Origin of the sequence: Vibrio sp. La 4.2.2, assembly GCF_027586995.1 — a bacterium.
Taxonomy (GTDB): Bacteria; Pseudomonadota; Gammaproteobacteria; order Enterobacterales; family Vibrionaceae; genus Vibrio; species Vibrio mediterranei.
Map to the genome: position 1 here is coordinate 62,868 of NZ_JAPPTJ010000009.1, position 15,292 is coordinate 78,159.

Here is a 15,292-nt window from a genome sequence, read left to right on the forward strand (position 1 = left end):
CTGTGAATCCTTATCGATTCAGCCCCAAGTCTTTTTGCTCTGGGACTCAATTAGTTAAATTCGAGTTCAACCTGGTCTTTACCAAGTAACTGCTGTAATTCTTCTAGTAACGCATCATTCGGCGTTACACGCCATTCTGTTCCTAGCGTAAGTTTTGCGCGTGCATCGGCACGCTGGTAGTAAATATTAACAGGTACTGTCCCAGCTTTGTGTGGGGTTAATATTTCTGTGAAGCGCTGGTAAAAACGCTCATCTATTTGTTGCTCTAACAACGAAATGGATACGCCTCGTGTAAATTTCTCACGAGCGCTACCTAAATCTAAAACTTCGCGGCCAGACATTTTAAGGCCACCGTTGAAGTCATCAAAGCTGACCTGTCCAGAAACGACCACTATTTTATCTTTTTCTAACAATTCAGCATATTTATCTAGCGCATCTGAGAACAACATCACTTCCATACGACCGCTCCGGTCATCCAAAGTCATCAGTCCGATACGTGTTCCACGCTTGGTTGTCATTACCCGAGCAGCAATCACTAAACCTGCGACCGTCAACGATTGATCACGTCTTGTTGGTGTTGCGTCTTTTAATCGACAACTGGTGTATTTGGTAAGTTCCTTAAGATAGGCGTTTATTGGGTGCCCCGTCAAATAAAGCCCCAAAGTTTCTCTCTCACCTTCTAACCATACCTTTTCTGGCCATGGTGGAACTTGAGTATATTTATGCTCCACATCTTCTGGCGCATCAGTCAATACACCAAACATGTCAGCCTGACCAAAGGCTTCAGCCTGATGATGTTGACTCGCCGCTTTAACAGCATCGTTCAGTGATGCCATCATCGCCGCTCGATGCGGGCCTAGTCGGTCAAGCGCACCCGACATAATAAGCTTTTCAATTACTCGCTTGTTGACTTTCTTGATGTCAATACGAGCACAAAAATCGAATAAATCTCGGAAATGGCCACCTTTATTACGAGCCTCGATAATGACATCAATAGGACCTTCACCAACCCCTTTGATCGCGCCAATACCATAAACAATCGCGCCCTCTTCGTTAACATTGAAGCGGAACAGACCAGCATTAATATCAGGTGGTAGCACTTTGAGCTTCATGCGGAAGCATTCATCTACAAGACCAACAACTTTCTCTGTATTATCCATATCGGCGGTCATAACCGCCGCCATAAACTCAGCAGGGTAATGGGTTTTCAGCCAGAGCGTTTGATAGGAGACCAGTGCATATGCCGCTGAGTGAGATTTGTTAAAGCCATAACCCGCGAACTTTTCTACCAGATCAAAGATCTTCATGGCGAGTTCGCCATCAACGCCGTTGTTTATCGCCCCTTCTTCAAAGACGGCACGCTGCTTAGCCATCTCTTCCGGCTTTTTCTTACCCATTGCACGACGCAGCATATCCGCACCACCCAGCGTATAGCCCGCTAGGATCTGTGCAATTTGCATAACCTGTTCTTGATAAAGAATGATGCCGTACGTAGGCTCCAGAGTCTCTTTTAGAGATTCATGTTGCCACGTTTCATCTGGGTAGGAGACCGCCTCTCGCCCGTGCTTACGGTCGATGAAGTTATCAACCATGCCTGATTGCAATGGGCCTGGACGGAATAGCGCCACCAATGCAATGATATCTTCAAAACAGTCCGGCTGTAGACGCTTGATAAGCTCTTTCATACCTCGCGATTCCAACTGGAATACCGCAGTGGTTTCAGAATTCTGTAACAGCTGGAATGAAGCCGAGTCATCAAGTGGTATCGATTCAATTCGAACTGGTTCTTTACCCTCTCTTTCGAGTCGAGGGTTAATCAGTCCAAGCGCCCAATCGATAATCGTTAATGTTCTCAGACCCAAGAAGTCGAATTTAACCAAGCCTGCCGTTTCAACATCGTTCTTATCAAACTGAGTAACAGGGAAATGTCCCTCAGAGTCGGCATAAATCGGTGCAAAATCAGTAATCGTAGTCGGTGAAATTACTACCCCACCCGCGTGTTTACCGGCATTCCGAGTACACCCTTCCAATATGCGGCACATGTCGATGAGGTCTCGAACTTCTTCATCGCCATCATAAAGCTGTGGCAATGCAGGCTCCGCCTTGAAGGCTTTTTCTAACGTCATGCCAGGGTCAGCTGGAATCAGTTTTGATATGCGGTCAACAAAGCCAAACGGGTGACCCAATACACGCCCCACATCACGAATAACCGCCTTCGCAGCCATAGTACCGAAGGTAATGATCTGCGATACCGCATCCCGACCGTACATCTCGGCTACGTGATCAATTACTTGGTCACGTTTATCCATACAGAAATCGACATCGAAATCGGGCATGGAGACACGTTCAGGGTTCAAGAATCGCTCAAAAAGAAGATCGTACTCAAGCGGATCAAGGTCGGTGATTTTAAGAGCATAGGCCACCAATGAACCAGCACCTGAACCACGTCCAGGTCCTACTGGAATCGCATTATCTTTTGACCACTGGATGAACTCCATAACGATCAAGAAGTAACCTGGGAATCCCATTTGGTTGATAACATCAAGCTCAATTTGTAGTCGGTCATCATACTCAGGACGACGCTCTGCTCGCACCGCTTCATCTGGGAACAAAAACTCCAAACGCTCCTCAAGACCTTCTCTTGATTTCATCACCAAGAAATCAGTCTCTTTCATACCTTCAGTTGGGAACGCAGGTAAGAAGTATTCACCGAGGCGCACGGTCACGTTACAGCGCTTAGCAATTTCTACTGAGTTCTGAAGTGCTTCTGGGATGTCCGCAAACAGCTCACACATGTCTTCCTCACTACGAAGATATTGTTGAGCACTGTACTTTTTGGGACGTTTAGGGTCATCAAGTGTGTAACCATCATGGATCGCAACACGAATTTCATGAGCATCAAATAGTTCTTTGTCGACAAACACGACCTCATTGGTCGCGACAACCGGAAGATCGAGCTCCTCGGCCAACTCTACGGCGAAATGCAGGTAACTTTCTTCGTCAGGTCGTCCTGTACGAATCAGTTCTAAATAGTAGCGATCTGGAAAATGCGTCTGATAAAACTGAGCGCACTGCTTAGCAAGTGTTGTATTGCCTTTTAATAGCGCTTTACCTACATCACCCTCTTTCGCTCCAGAAAGAACGATAAGCCCTTCAGATAACTCGACTAACCACGCCTTATCAATCACAGGTTGATGTTGGATATGGCCTCGAAGGTATGCTTTTGAGATAAGCAAAGTCAGATTGTTGTAACCAGTATTATCCGCTGCCAATACTGTTATACGAGTTAACTCATCTCCAAATTCGTCAGACTGAACAGCAAAGTCAGCACCAATCAGCGGTTTAACCCCAGAGGAGTGTGCATTACCATAAAATTTCACTAACCCACATAGGTTAGTAAAATCAGTCAGTGCCATTGCTGGCATACCCATCTCTGCCACTTTTTTTACTAATGGTGGCACCTTCGACAGGCCATCGACCATGGAGAAGTCACTGTGAACTCGAAGGTGTATAAACTTGGGGTCTGACATAATAAATCCTAAATTGCCATGACGATTATTTGGCGAATCATACTCTAACGAATCGTACTATCACGATCCTTAATACGACTAACGTGAGCTAGTCTTTAATACCTAAGGCGCGTTTGACTGGTTTGAAACTTTTGCGATGCTCTGCAATGACGCCATGCTGTTCAATGGCTTCAAAATGCGCTTTCGTTGGATAGCCTTTATGTTTAGCAAAACCAAATTGTGGATGTTGCTGATCAAGCTCTTCCATCTCTTGGTCGCGAACGACTTTAGCTATAATCGATGCTGCACTGATTTCTGCGACACGTAAGTCTCCCTTAACGACCGCTTGAGCATCCATTGGTAACGTTGGCGTTCGGTTGCCATCAATAAGCACTATATCAGGTTGTACTTGCAGTCCAGCGACCGCACGCTGCATTGCTACCATGGTCGCTTGTAGGATGTTTAACTCATCGATTTCTGTTGGAGAACAACGCCCAACTGCCCATGCCAGCGCTTTTTCTTTTATCTCAGGATAAAGGGCGAGTCGTTTCTTCTCGGAAAGTTTCTTTGAGTCGTTCAACCCTTCAATCGGATTGTTGGGATCCAAGATAACCGCGGCTGTGACGACATCACCCACTAAAGGGCCTCGACCTACCTCATCCACACCCGCGACTAGTGAGTAACCTTGCGGATAATCAAAGGGGGGAAGCTCAGCACTTTTTTTCTTCGTTGTCATAACTTTCCAATTAGATTTAACACTGCATTTGCCGCTTGTTTATCGGCATCTTTACGAATCCAGTGGTGCATTTCCGTGAATTTGGCAATCACCGCACTGTTGTCACTATTAAGAAGCTTGGTGAGCTCATTGTACAAGTTTTCCGGCGTACAAGCTTCTAACAGAAACTCTTTTACTATCTCATCATCGGCGAGAATATTTGGTAAGGAAACGTATTTGGTTTTCACTAAACGCTTGGCCAGAAATGCGGTTATTGCATTCATTTTATAACCAACGACCATTGGTCTTTTAAGTAGCATGCACTCTAAAGCTACGGTGCCAGACGCCAATAATACTGCATCTGCAGCGGTAATAACGTTACGTGCGGTATCTTGAACAATGTGAAATTCAAGCTGAGGCGCAATTTTCTGCCAAGCTTCAATAAACTGCTGTTTACGCTTTTCGTTGACAGCAGCCACCACAAAACCAAGATTTGGGTCGTCTTGATGCAGTTTCACACAGGTTTCAATAAACGGTTGTGAAAGCATCTTCAACTCGTTACCACGACTACCAGGTAAGACCGCTAGCCACTTTTTATCAGGCGCTAATCCTAAAAGCTCGCGAGCTTGTTGTGCATCCGATTCTAGAGGGATGGCATCAGCCAAAGTATGGCCGACAAACTCACAAGGCACTTGGAATTTGTCATAGAAAGCTTTTTCAAATGGCAAGAAAGCAAGTACGAGGTTAGTCGCCTCAGCAATCTTATGAATGCGCTTTTGTCTCCACGCCCAAACAGAAGGACTGACATAGTGTACCGTTTTTGTTCCAGCTTGTTTAAGGTCCAATTCGAGACGCAAGTTGAAATCAGGGGCATCTATACCGACAAACACATCTACCGGGTTTTGAGTAAAGTATTTCACCAACTCTGCTTTAACATGCAACAACCGTTTCAAGCGCCCAAGAACTTCTACCAATCCCATGACCGCAAGCTCTTCCATATCGAAAAGAGACTCGCAACCTTGAGCTATCATTTTAGGGCCACCGATACCAACAAACTCGGCATCTGGATATTGTTGCTTTATTGCTTTAATGAAGCCCTCTCCCAGAGTATCTCCGGAAAGTTCGCCAGCTACGATACCAATTCGCAATGGTCGTTCCATTACCAGTCCTTATTTTCGCCAAATTTCTCGAATACCATAAAACAGAAAAAGACCGCTAACTGATTAGCGATCTTTTTATACTTACGTGACCAACGTTAGCGGATAATGCCACGCTCAGAGCTTTCCAAAATATCCACAAAACGCTGAACTGATGCCCACTCTTGCGCCATTTCCTCAAGCACAGGCTTTACCTCTGCCAGTGTCTTACCTGAACGGTAGATCTCTTTGTACGCTTTTTGCAAAGCACGCAGTTCTGGCTTCTCGAAACCGTTACGCTTTAATCCCACTAAGTTGAGACCAAACGGTGTTGCATGGTTGCCTTGCGCAAGAACGTATGGTGGTACATCTTGTACTACTGCCGAACAGCCGCCAACATAAGCGTAAGAGCCAACTGTGCAGAACGGGTGGATCGCCGACAATGCCATAACTCCAGCATGATCACCAACCGTTACATGACCACCGAGAATAGCATTGTTACCAATGTGTGTGTGGTTGCCCACAATCACATCATGCGCAATATGAGCATTTACACAAAGAAGGTTGTCATTACCGACCACTGTCTGGGTCTTATCTTGAACAGTACCACGATGAATTTGTACGCTCTCGCGGATGACATTCCGGTCGCCAACCACAACTCGCGTATCTTCACCACCGTATTTCTTATCTTGGTTTTCTTCACCAATGATCGCTTGAGGGAATACTCGGTTATCGTTACCTATTGTAGTATGACCCTTAATAACAACATGCGACATAATCTCATTGTTCTCACCAATTGTGATATCACCTGAGATATAGGTAAAAGGACCTACTGTGGTATTTGCACCAATAGTGACGTTCCCTTCGATAACGGCACTAGGATGAATCTTAGCGGTTTCATGAATCATATTAAAACTCTCGACGAGCACACTTTAGCTCAGCAGAACAAACAACCTCACCATCAACCTTTGCTACGCCGTTGAAGGCAGCAATACCGCGACGCTCCTTGATAAATTCCACTTCAATAATCAATTGGTCACCTGGTACAACTGGCTTGCGGAACTTCGCTTTATCGACACTCGCAAAGTAGTACAGCTCATTGCCTTTTGGAGCACCAAACGATTTAAATGCCAATAGACCCGTCGCTTGAGCCATAGCTTCTAAAATCAACACACCAGGAAACACAGGTAATTGCGGAAAGTGCCCTGTAAATTGTGGTTCATTCACAGACACATTTTTAATGGCGGTTAGATACTTTTCTTCTTGATAATCAGTAACGCGATCGATCAACAGAAACGGATAGCGATGAGGAAGCAGTTCCTGGATCTCAGTGATTGTCATTGTTTTTGTATCAGTGCTCAAAGTAAAAATCCTATTATCAATTCTTTTTCTAACTAGAGGCATTATATACCCAAATGCCACTTAGTGTCAGTTCGGGGGGAGCATTGCTCAACCTAGCGTTATCTGACACACATAAAAAGACTCGCCTAAGCGAGCCTTCATTTTTAAGCCACAGAAGTTAGTCTTCTGTTTGCTCTAGCAGTTTCTCAACTGCTTTGAGGCGCTTGTTCATCTCATCAATACGATGGACTCGAGTAGCCGTTTTGCGCCACTCTTTGTTGGTCTGTAGTGGAATACCTGATGAGTAGATGCCTTTTTCTGGCAAGCTACGCATGACCATTCCCATACCTGTGACAATAACACCATCAGCAATTTCGATATGTCCATTGAGAACACTCGCACCGCCAATTTGGCAGTATTTACCGATTTTGGTGCTACCAGCAACAATAGTACCACCAGCCATTGCTGTGCCATATCCGATGTGCACGTTATGAGCAATTTGCATCTGGTTATCAATAATTACATTGTCTTCGATGATGGTGTCGTCCAGCGCACCGCGGTCGATAGTGGTACAAGCACCAATTTCTACACGGTTTCCAATTCGCACGGTACCGACTTGAGGAATTTTGACCCACTCGCCTTTTTCATTAGCGTAGCCAAAACCATCAGAACCAATGACAGTACTTGACTGCACTAAACAATCGTCACCAAGCACTACATCATGATAAATCGATACATTAGCCCAAAGCTTAGTATTGCGACCTAGCTTAGCACCCTTTCCGATAAAGCAACCCGCGCCGACAATTACGTTGTCGCCAAGTTCTGCTCCGGCTTCAATCACAGCATTGGCGCCTACGGATACATTCTCACCCAAGCAGGCCTCTGAAGAGACCACTGCACTTGGCGCAATACCAGATGCAGCAGGAGCTGGAGTAGTATCTAACGCTTGGGCGACTTTAGCATAGGCCACATAAGGATCGGCAACCACTAGAGCATTGGTTTTGCAATGCTCTAACTCACTGGCTTTCACCATGATTGCCGATGCTTGGCATTCACCAAGATGCTTTGCGTATTTTACATTAGTGAGGAAAGTAATTTGTCCCTCACCTGCGCTGTTCATAGGCGCTACCGCACTAATTAGCGTGCTCTCATTACCATGGATTTCCCCACCAGTAATCTCCGCTAATTGTGCTAACGTCAATGCTGTCATGTCTAACCTACTGCAATACTGTTACTTAAGTGAGTCGATAACTTTCTTCGAGATGTTGAACTCTTCTTTTGCATAACCAACCGCCTGAATATCGATGATCATGTCGTAGCCTTCTTTTTTCGCTACTTTTTCAACTGCTTCTTGGATGGTCTTAAACAGCTTCTGCTTTTCTTCCGCTTCACGACGCTGGCTCTCTTTTTCTAGAGCTTGGCCTTTGATCTTATATTTGCTATCTAGCTGACCAATCTCGATACGTAGTTTCTCGATTTCATCTTTACCTAGTAGCTCACCATCACGTTGAAGTTTTTCCATCTTCTTAGCTGCATCCGCTTGAATCGCTTGAAGCTCGGCAGCTTTGTCTTTGAACTCATTCTGTAATTTTTGCAGTGTTGCTTCACGCTGTGGAAGTGCTTGGAAAACTTGAAGCGTATTCACATAGCCAATTTTCTGCGCCGCTTCTGCTGCGTTTGCAAACAGTGAAGACGTAAGGATAACTAGGCCAAGTCCAGCCGCTTTCATTAATTTTTTCAAGGTCGATTCCTCTGTTCGTATAGAAACTATTTTCGTTACAAAATATATAGTTAGAAAGTATTACCAATCGTGAAGGTAAAGGCTTCTGTTTTATCGCCTTCAAACTTCTTAACTGGTGTTGCGAGTGAGAATACAAGAGGCCCCATTGGAGACATCCACTGTACTGCTACACCTACCGACGCTCGGTAATTCGACGGATCCGAGTAATCGTAATAATACTGGCTTCCAGGCATGTTAGGGTCTGGTGAAACATAAGTAAACTCTGTGTCCCAAAGGCTCGCAGCATCCATAAACAAGCTAGTACGAATTTGGTTGCGGAACTCATCCGAAGCAAATGGCGTCGGGACAATCAACTCAACACTAGCAAGCGCTACTGCGTTACCACCCACTGACTGGTCAGTCGCGGAGTAACACGGGTTATTCCCACCTACATTACCGCAACCACCACCATTTGGATCGTTATAGACTGCTTTGGGGCCTACCGAGTTCTGACGGAAACCACGCAGTGTTGAGAAACCACCCACATAGAAGTTTTCGTAGAATGGCAGCAAGTTATCATTGCCATTGGTTTGACCATAACCGTTACCGTAACCTAAGCGACCTTTCAACAATAACGTAAAACTGTGACTATCGGTAATAGGAAAATACTGTCTTACGTCATATTGAGTCTTGAAGTATTGAACATCCGATCCAGGAACCGTCACTTTACCATAGAGTTTTTGATGGTTACCTGCGGTCGGGAAACGTCCACGGTTTAAATTATTTCGAGTCCAAGCTGCCGTTAAGTGGAAATCATCCGTAATCAAGTTACCTTCAGAATCACGGTTCTTCTCTTGAGCTTGCAGGAACTTCTCAATTTGAACGTACTCTTTGATGTTACCTAATCGGCTATGTGTATAGCCGCCACCAAACTCTAGGTAGTTAAGTTCATCGACCGGGAAACCCCAAGTCAACGTACCACCATAACTTTGGTCGGTATAGTCAACGATACCTGCTTTCGATGCTTCAAACTCATTGTAGAAAATCTGACCACCAAGACTGACACCATCTAGGTTCCAGTATGGGTCGCGATAATCCAACGTTATGTTTTTCTGATACTTGTTGGTCATCGCACTGATACCAACTCGGTCACCAGAACCTGCAAAGTTATCTTGCTGGAGACCAACCTGGAAGCTAATACCTGATTCAGTACCGTAACCGACACCAAAGTTAATGCTTCCTGAGTTTGCCTCTTTGACATCATATACCAAGTCTACTTGATCATCAGAACCAGGCACACGAACTGTTTGAACATCAACCGTTTCAAAGAAACCTAATCGGTTCAAACGGTTTTTACCGGTTTCAATAGACTTCGAGTTCAACCAACTCGATTCCATCTGACGCATTTCACGACGTAACACTTCATCTTTGGTGGAGTTGTTACCTGTGAATCGAATATCGCGAACATAAATACGGTTTCCAGCTTCAACATTGATGACCAAAGAAACTTGGTTATTCTCATCATCAAACTCTGGAATGGTGCGTACTTGAGGGTAAGCATAGCCAGCTTCACCTAATACGCGCTTAATGTTCTCCTCTAATGCGGTAACACTAGAGCCGTTATAAGTATCGCCATCCTTAAATGGGATCATACTTTCAAATTCGGCTTGTTTGCCAATTAGCTGACCACGGAACGTCACATCTTTCACTTGATAAGGTTCGCCCTCATCGATACCTAGCGTGATGTAAACGCCTTTCTTGTCCGGAGAAATCGATACTTGAGTCGTATCGACTTTAAACTTTAAATAGCCACGATCGAGGTAAAACGACTTGAGAGCTTCAATATCACCTGCAAGAACTTGCTTCTGGTATTTATCGTCTGCAAGGAAGTTCCACCACGCAACATCTACATTCAGATTAAAACGTGATAACAATTCCTGATCGCTAAAGACAGTATTACCGATAAAGTTGATCTGTTTGATCTTTGCCGAAACACCTTCAGAGAATACAAACTTCAAGTCGGCACGATTACGTGGCAACGGTGTAACAACCGCTTGAACCTTCGCGTTGTATTTACCGACACTGTAATAGAAATCTTCTAGACCTTTTTCGATATTACTTAACGTTGTGCGGTCTAGTGCTTCACCGACAATAACACCTGACGCATCAAGGTTTTGCTGTAGTTGCTCTTCCTTTATCGCGCTGTTACCTGAGAAAGAGATGCTCGCAATAGTTGGGCGCTCTTTCACACGTATTACCAGTGCGTCTTTATCACGAAGTACCTTAATATCCTCAAAGTTACCCGATTGATAGAGGGCATTAATGATCTCTGAGATATCTTTACTGTCTACCGAATCACCAATACGTACAGGCATTTTCAAAAGAGCAGCACCTAGTGCTACCCTTTGCAAACCTTCGATTCGAATGTCCTGTACAACAAAATCCTCAGCCCCATTCGCCGACACACTGGTCGCTAGTAGAGATGCGAATAGAATATGCTTAATCGCCATACCTGCTCTAATTAATCCTTGCTAATACCGCTGCCTAAATTCTGATATCAAAGGCGTGTAAAATCATTAAAAATTGCTATCAGCATCAATGAGAAGATAATAGCCCCTCCCACTCGATACCCCATTTCTTGTACTTTTTCTGGTACTGGTCTTCTAATTACTGCTTCAATTGCAAAGAACAATAAATGTCCTCCATCAAGCATTGGCAATGGTACTAAGTTGATAATACCCAAGTTGACACTAATCAGCGCCAAGAAGCCTAAGAAATAAACCAGTCCATAATCTGCGGTTGTACCTGCCCCTTTCGCAATCGAAATAGGTCCGCTTAGGTTGTTTAGGCCAACATCACCCACGATCAGCTTTTTCAGCATAGAGATCGTAAGCTCGATAATTTGTCCCGTTTTCGCGATAGCTTTACCTACTGCTTCAACCGGCCCGTATTGAAGGTCAAAGCGATAACTAGCAGGCCACTCACCAATCTCTGGAGCGATACCCGCAAAGCCAATAACCGTACCATCTCGCAGCTCACGTGACCCAGGAGTCAATGTTGTGGTTAATCGCTCACCGTCTCTCAGCACTTGTATAGTCACTGGACTATTTGGATTCGCTTGAATCACATCCACGACTTGTTGCCATTGAGAGATGTCTTGCTCTCCAGCCGAGATAATAGTATCACCAACCTGGAGGCCAGCCGCCGAACCGGCTCCGTCTTCACTTACATTTGTCAGCGTTGTTTTAATCTCTGGGGTATACGGTTTAAAACCAAGCGTCCCCATAGCAGACTCTGTTTCTGGATTAAAGTTCCAGCCCGACAAATCAATTGTTAATTTTTTGTCCGTTCCTATTTGGCTATCTGATGAAACTGTGACCGTCATTTGATTATCGCCAATATGCGACACTAGCCCCAAATTAACCGATTCCCAGTCCAAGGTTGGCGTACCATCAATGGACTTAAACTCCATTCCTGGTGTTAACCCAGCTTGTGCAGCAATCGAGTGCGGGGTAACTTCGCCAATAACAGGCTTGACCGCAGGCACACCAATCAAAAACACCAGCCAGTAAGCAAAGACCGCAAAAAAGAAGTTAAATGCTGGTCCTGCACCTACAATAGCGGTTCTTTTCCAGAGAGGCTTTTTATCAAAGGCATACTTGTGATCGGCTTCAGAGACTTCATCAACTCGACTATCGAGCATCTTGACATAGCCGCCTAAAGGAATAACGGAGATACTATACTCAGTCCCATCTTTACCGACTTTAGACCAAATCGATTTACCGAAACCAATCGAGAACTTTTCGACATACACACCACACTTTCGCGCTACCCAAAAGTGACCGTATTCATGTACCGCGACTAGAATCCCTAGCGCAACGATAAAGGACGCGAAGTTCCAAAGGATGTCCGTCATATCAAAAATTCTCTCACTAAATCGAACGCACGATTTCTCGTGCATAGTTTCGAGCCATTCTATCTAGCTCAAGAATAGTTTCCAAGTTATCTAATTGTATAAATTCATTTGCTGAACAGACTTTCGACATAACGCGCTCATTTACCACGCTAATATCAGTAAAACGGATTTTTTCCGACAAGAAGGCTTCAACCGCAATTTCATTTGCGGCATTGATAGCCGTGGTTGCATGTTGCCCTTCAAAACAGGCATCTATTGCTAACGCTAAGCAAGGATACTTAGCATAGTCTGGAGCCATAAAAGTCAATTCACCGATTGTCGTAAAATCAAGAGGAGCAACACCAGAAGGGATTCGGTCGGGATAAGACATCGAATAAGCAATCGGCGTTGCCATATCTGGCTGTCCCATCTGTGCTAAGACCGAACCATCATTGTATTGCACCATAGAGTGAATAACCGATTGAGGATGAATGACCACTTTTAGCTGCTCTCGATTGGTATTGAATAGCCAGCGGGCCTCAATAAACTCCAAACCTTTGTTCATCATTGTTGCAGAATCAACAGAAATTTTTGGCCCCATCGACCAATTTGGATGAGCAATTGCCTGTGCAGGTGTTACTGAAGAAAGCGTTGAAACGTCAGTATATCGAAAAGGGCCACCCGAACCGGTTAAAAGGATATGATTGATACCCGCTTCAGATAACTGGCAGTTCCCAAGATTGGTTTGAATATTCGCAGGTAAACATTGGAATATGGCGTTATGTTCACTATCAACGGGTAGCAACTGAGCACCAGATTCGTACACGGCGTCCATAAATAGCTTACCAGACATGACCAGCGCTTCTTTATTAGCTAACAGTACACGTTTGCCTGCTTTCACAGCAGCAAGCGTAGGTAACAAACCCGCAGCACCGACGATAGCAGCCATTACAACGTCGACATCTTTGGATTCCGATACCATGCACATGGCTTGTTGACCAAACAGTACTTCGGTTCTCATATTGCTAGGAAGTAGTCGCTTTAGCTCTGACGCATCCACTTCGTCATTCAGAACCGCAAACTTGGGTTTCCAAATGGAGCAAAGCTCAGCCATTTTGGCTACGTTTTTACCACCAACAAGAGCATAGATAGCGAAAGATGAAGGATTTTCTGAAACGACCTTTAGAGTGCTTGCTCCAATAGAACCAGTAGCGCCTAGAATGGTTAAATTTTGCATGCTATTACAACCGCTTATAAGTCAACCAGAGAATAAGAACTTACTCTCTGGTTGGGGAGATTAGAAAATGAGATAAAGGAGAGCAAATACAGGAAATGCTGCGGTTAGACTATCCACACGATCGAGAACACCACCATGACCTGGAATAATATTACTGCTGTCTTTTATCTTCGATACTCGTTTGAACATACTTTCCACTAAGTCGCCCAGCACTGAAATAACGACTGTGGCAAGAGTAATGATAGTCATACTGGCATAGCTCGTAAACTGAATATCAAAGAGTGATGAACTTCCCCACGCGACAACCAAAGCAGCCGCAATGCCGCCAACCAAACCCTCGATGGTTTTGTTAGGGCTTACATGAGGCGCCATCTTACGCTTACCTAAACTTTTTCCAGCAAAGTAAGCACCGCTATCTGCAGCCCAAACGATCAAACAAACAAACAGAACCAGTTTTGAGCCGTAATAAGGGTCTAAGTAATAGTGCTGTCCTCTCAAGATAACAATGCTCCATAGAAATGGTAGCAAAGTTAGTAGTCCGAATAAATGTCGCAGTACATTAGAGTGCTCCCACAGTCCCGCGGACTTAGGGTACGTCATCGCTAGACTACTCGCAATGAGCCACCAGCTAAAGCCAATACCCAGCAATAAAAGATGCAATGAATCGACCTGATTCAAAGAGACAATGTCAGAAGGGACAATGAACAAAGAGAGTCCAACAGTAAGGACAGGAGGAATTAAGGCTAGCAGCCGAGAACGAGTAAGAGTAAATTGAGTCCACTCCCACGCTCCAATAAGCGTAACAGCGGCAACAAAACCTATGAACCAAGTTAATGGCAGTGAAAAAATACCCCAAACCACCAGCGGAGCTAGTATTAGGGCGGTAATAATTCGTTGTTTCAAATTAAATCGTCCTTAATTGGCTTCCATTAACGCTTTGACTTGCTCTCCGGTACAACCGAAGCGTCGTTCGCGATTCACAAACCAAGTGATTGCCTTTATTAGGCTGTCCTCGTTAAATTCTGGCCAGTACTCATCCGTGAAATACATTTCGGCATACGCCATTTGCCAAAGCATAAAGTTACTAATGCGACATTCGCCGCTGGTACGGATCAGTAAGTCGACATCTGGCAAATCAGACATAGTGACATAACGACCGATCATATCTTCAGTTATGTCATCGGCTGACAACTCGCCTCGCTCCACTAAACCAGCCAGCGTTTTAGTTGCCTGTAAAATATCCCATTTCCCACCATAGTTTGCAGCGATGTTGATAACAGTACCTGTATTGTTTTCTGTCAACTTCTCTGCTTCGGCGATTTTTCTTTGCAATCTGTCGTTAAAACGAGATTTATCGCCAATGATACAAAGTCTTAAGTTATTCTGATGAAGTTTATTAATTTCACTCGACAGAACGCTAATAAAGAGTTCCATCAACAAGCCAACTTCATCTTCAGGCCTACGCCAATTCTCACTGCTAAACGCAAACAGTGTTACGGCTTGAATATTCAGCTTTGCAGCGGTAGAAATGGTCTTACGGACAGCAGAAACCCCTTTTTTATGCCCGAAAACTCGTGGTTTTCCCTTAGATTTTGCCCAACGTCCATTACCATCCATGATGATAGCGATATGTTTTGGAAGGGAATCATTGACGATGTGTGAGTTTTGCATAAAAGAGTATAGTTATAATTCGGGTCGGACAGGGTAGCATAAAAAAACGCTGTGCTGTCAGCACAGCG

General features: G+C 44.6%; 12 protein-coding genes. All 12 read right to left on the minus strand.

From position 1 onward, the window contains the following. Positions 1 to 50: 50 nt before the first annotated feature. Positions 51 to 3,530 (minus strand): DNA polymerase III subunit alpha, encoded by a 3,480-nt coding sequence (gene dnaE / locus OH456_RS19445; protein WP_006075353.1) that lies wholly within the window; start codon positions 3,528 to 3,530, stop codon positions 51 to 53. 88 nt (positions 3,531 to 3,618) lie between these two features. Continuing rightward, positions 3,619 to 4,245 (minus strand): ribonuclease HII, encoded by a 627-nt coding sequence (rnhB, locus tag OH456_RS19450; protein ID WP_270034073.1) that lies wholly within the window; start codon positions 4,243 to 4,245, stop codon positions 3,619 to 3,621. Further along, positions 4,242 to 5,384 carry a lipid-A-disaccharide synthase gene (lpxB, locus tag OH456_RS19455; protein ID WP_270034074.1) on the minus strand — a complete coding sequence of 381 codons (1,143 nt, stop codon included), beginning with the start codon at positions 5,382 to 5,384 and terminating at the stop codon, positions 4,242 to 4,244. The genes rnhB and lpxB overlap by 4 nt, the downstream gene beginning before the upstream one ends. A gap of 95 nt (positions 5,385 to 5,479) precedes the next feature. Then, positions 5,480 to 6,268: an acyl-ACP--UDP-N-acetylglucosamine O-acyltransferase gene (gene lpxA, locus OH456_RS19460; RefSeq protein ID WP_270034075.1), complete on the minus strand. Its 789-nt coding sequence runs from the start codon at positions 6,266 to 6,268 to the stop codon at positions 5,480 to 5,482. Between the two features lies 1 nt (position 6,269). Further along, positions 6,270 to 6,764: a 3-hydroxyacyl-ACP dehydratase FabZ gene (gene fabZ / locus OH456_RS19465; RefSeq protein ID WP_370736793.1), complete on the minus strand. Its 495-nt coding sequence runs from the start codon at positions 6,762 to 6,764 to the stop codon at positions 6,270 to 6,272. 115 nt (positions 6,765 to 6,879) lie between these two features. After that, positions 6,880 to 7,911: a UDP-3-O-(3-hydroxymyristoyl)glucosamine N-acyltransferase gene (lpxD, locus tag OH456_RS19470; RefSeq protein ID WP_006075358.1), complete on the minus strand. Its 1,032-nt coding sequence runs from the start codon at positions 7,909 to 7,911 to the stop codon at positions 6,880 to 6,882. Positions 7,912 to 7,932: 21 nt separating this feature from the next. Beyond that, on the minus strand, positions 7,933 to 8,442 hold the full coding sequence (locus tag OH456_RS19475) for an OmpH family outer membrane protein (RefSeq protein ID WP_038223300.1): 510 nt from the start codon (positions 8,440 to 8,442) through the stop codon (positions 7,933 to 7,935). Between the two features lie 50 nt (positions 8,443 to 8,492). Next, complete coding sequence (bamA, locus tag OH456_RS19480) at positions 8,493 to 10,931, minus strand: outer membrane protein assembly factor BamA (RefSeq protein ID WP_006075360.1); 2,439 nt, start codon at positions 10,929 to 10,931, stop codon at positions 8,493 to 8,495. A 47-nt stretch (positions 10,932 to 10,978) separates the two neighbouring features. Further along, the gene (gene rseP, locus OH456_RS19485) at positions 10,979 to 12,337 is read right to left on the minus strand and encodes a sigma E protease regulator RseP (RefSeq protein ID WP_198558197.1); all 1,359 of its coding nucleotides are present in this window, start codon (positions 12,335 to 12,337) and stop codon (positions 10,979 to 10,981) included. Positions 12,338 to 12,353: 16 nt separating this feature from the next. Next, on the minus strand, positions 12,354 to 13,553 hold the full coding sequence (gene ispC, locus OH456_RS19490; protein ID WP_124940177.1) for a 1-deoxy-D-xylulose-5-phosphate reductoisomerase: 1,200 nt from the start codon (positions 13,551 to 13,553) through the stop codon (positions 12,354 to 12,356). Positions 13,554 to 13,613: 60 nt separating this feature from the next. Next, positions 13,614 to 14,456: a phosphatidate cytidylyltransferase gene (locus OH456_RS19495; RefSeq protein ID WP_270034076.1), complete on the minus strand. Its 843-nt coding sequence runs from the start codon at positions 14,454 to 14,456 to the stop codon at positions 13,614 to 13,616. 12 nt (positions 14,457 to 14,468) lie between these two features. Further along, complete coding sequence (locus tag OH456_RS19500; protein ID WP_124940179.1) at positions 14,469 to 15,224, minus strand: isoprenyl transferase; 756 nt, start codon at positions 15,222 to 15,224, stop codon at positions 14,469 to 14,471. Between the last annotated feature and the right edge of the window lie 68 nt (positions 15,225 to 15,292).

Bases quoted from the DNA above. Each gene is read 5' to 3' on its own strand.
- dnaE (WP_006075353.1), bottom strand. From the start codon at position 3,530: ATGTCAGACCCCAAGTTTATACACCTTCGAGTTCACAGTGACTTCTCC.
- rnhB (WP_270034073.1), bottom strand. From the start codon at position 4,245: ATGACAACGAAGAAAAAAAGTGCTGAGCTTCCCCCCTTTGATTATCCG.
- lpxB (WP_270034074.1), bottom strand. From the start codon at position 5,384: ATGGAACGACCATTGCGAATTGGTATCGTAGCTGGCGAACTTTCCGGA.
- lpxA (WP_270034075.1), bottom strand. From the start codon at position 6,268: ATGATTCATGAAACCGCTAAGATTCATCCTAGTGCCGTTATCGAAGGG.
- fabZ (WP_370736793.1), bottom strand. From the start codon at position 6,764: ATGCCTCTAGTTAGAAAAAGAATTGATAATAGGATTTTTACTTTGAGC.
- lpxD (WP_006075358.1), bottom strand. From the start codon at position 7,911: ATGACAGCATTGACGTTAGCACAATTAGCGGAGATTACTGGTGGGGAA.
- bamA (WP_006075360.1), bottom strand. From the start codon at position 10,931: ATGGCGATTAAGCATATTCTATTCGCATCTCTACTAGCGACCAGTGTG.
- rseP (WP_198558197.1), bottom strand. From the start codon at position 12,337: ATGACGGACATCCTTTGGAACTTCGCGTCCTTTATCGTTGCGCTAGGG.
- ispC (WP_124940177.1), bottom strand. From the start codon at position 13,553: ATGCAAAATTTAACCATTCTAGGCGCTACTGGTTCTATTGGAGCAAGC.
- OH456_RS19500 (WP_124940179.1), bottom strand. From the start codon at position 15,224: ATGCAAAACTCACACATCGTCAATGATTCCCTTCCAAAACATATCGCT.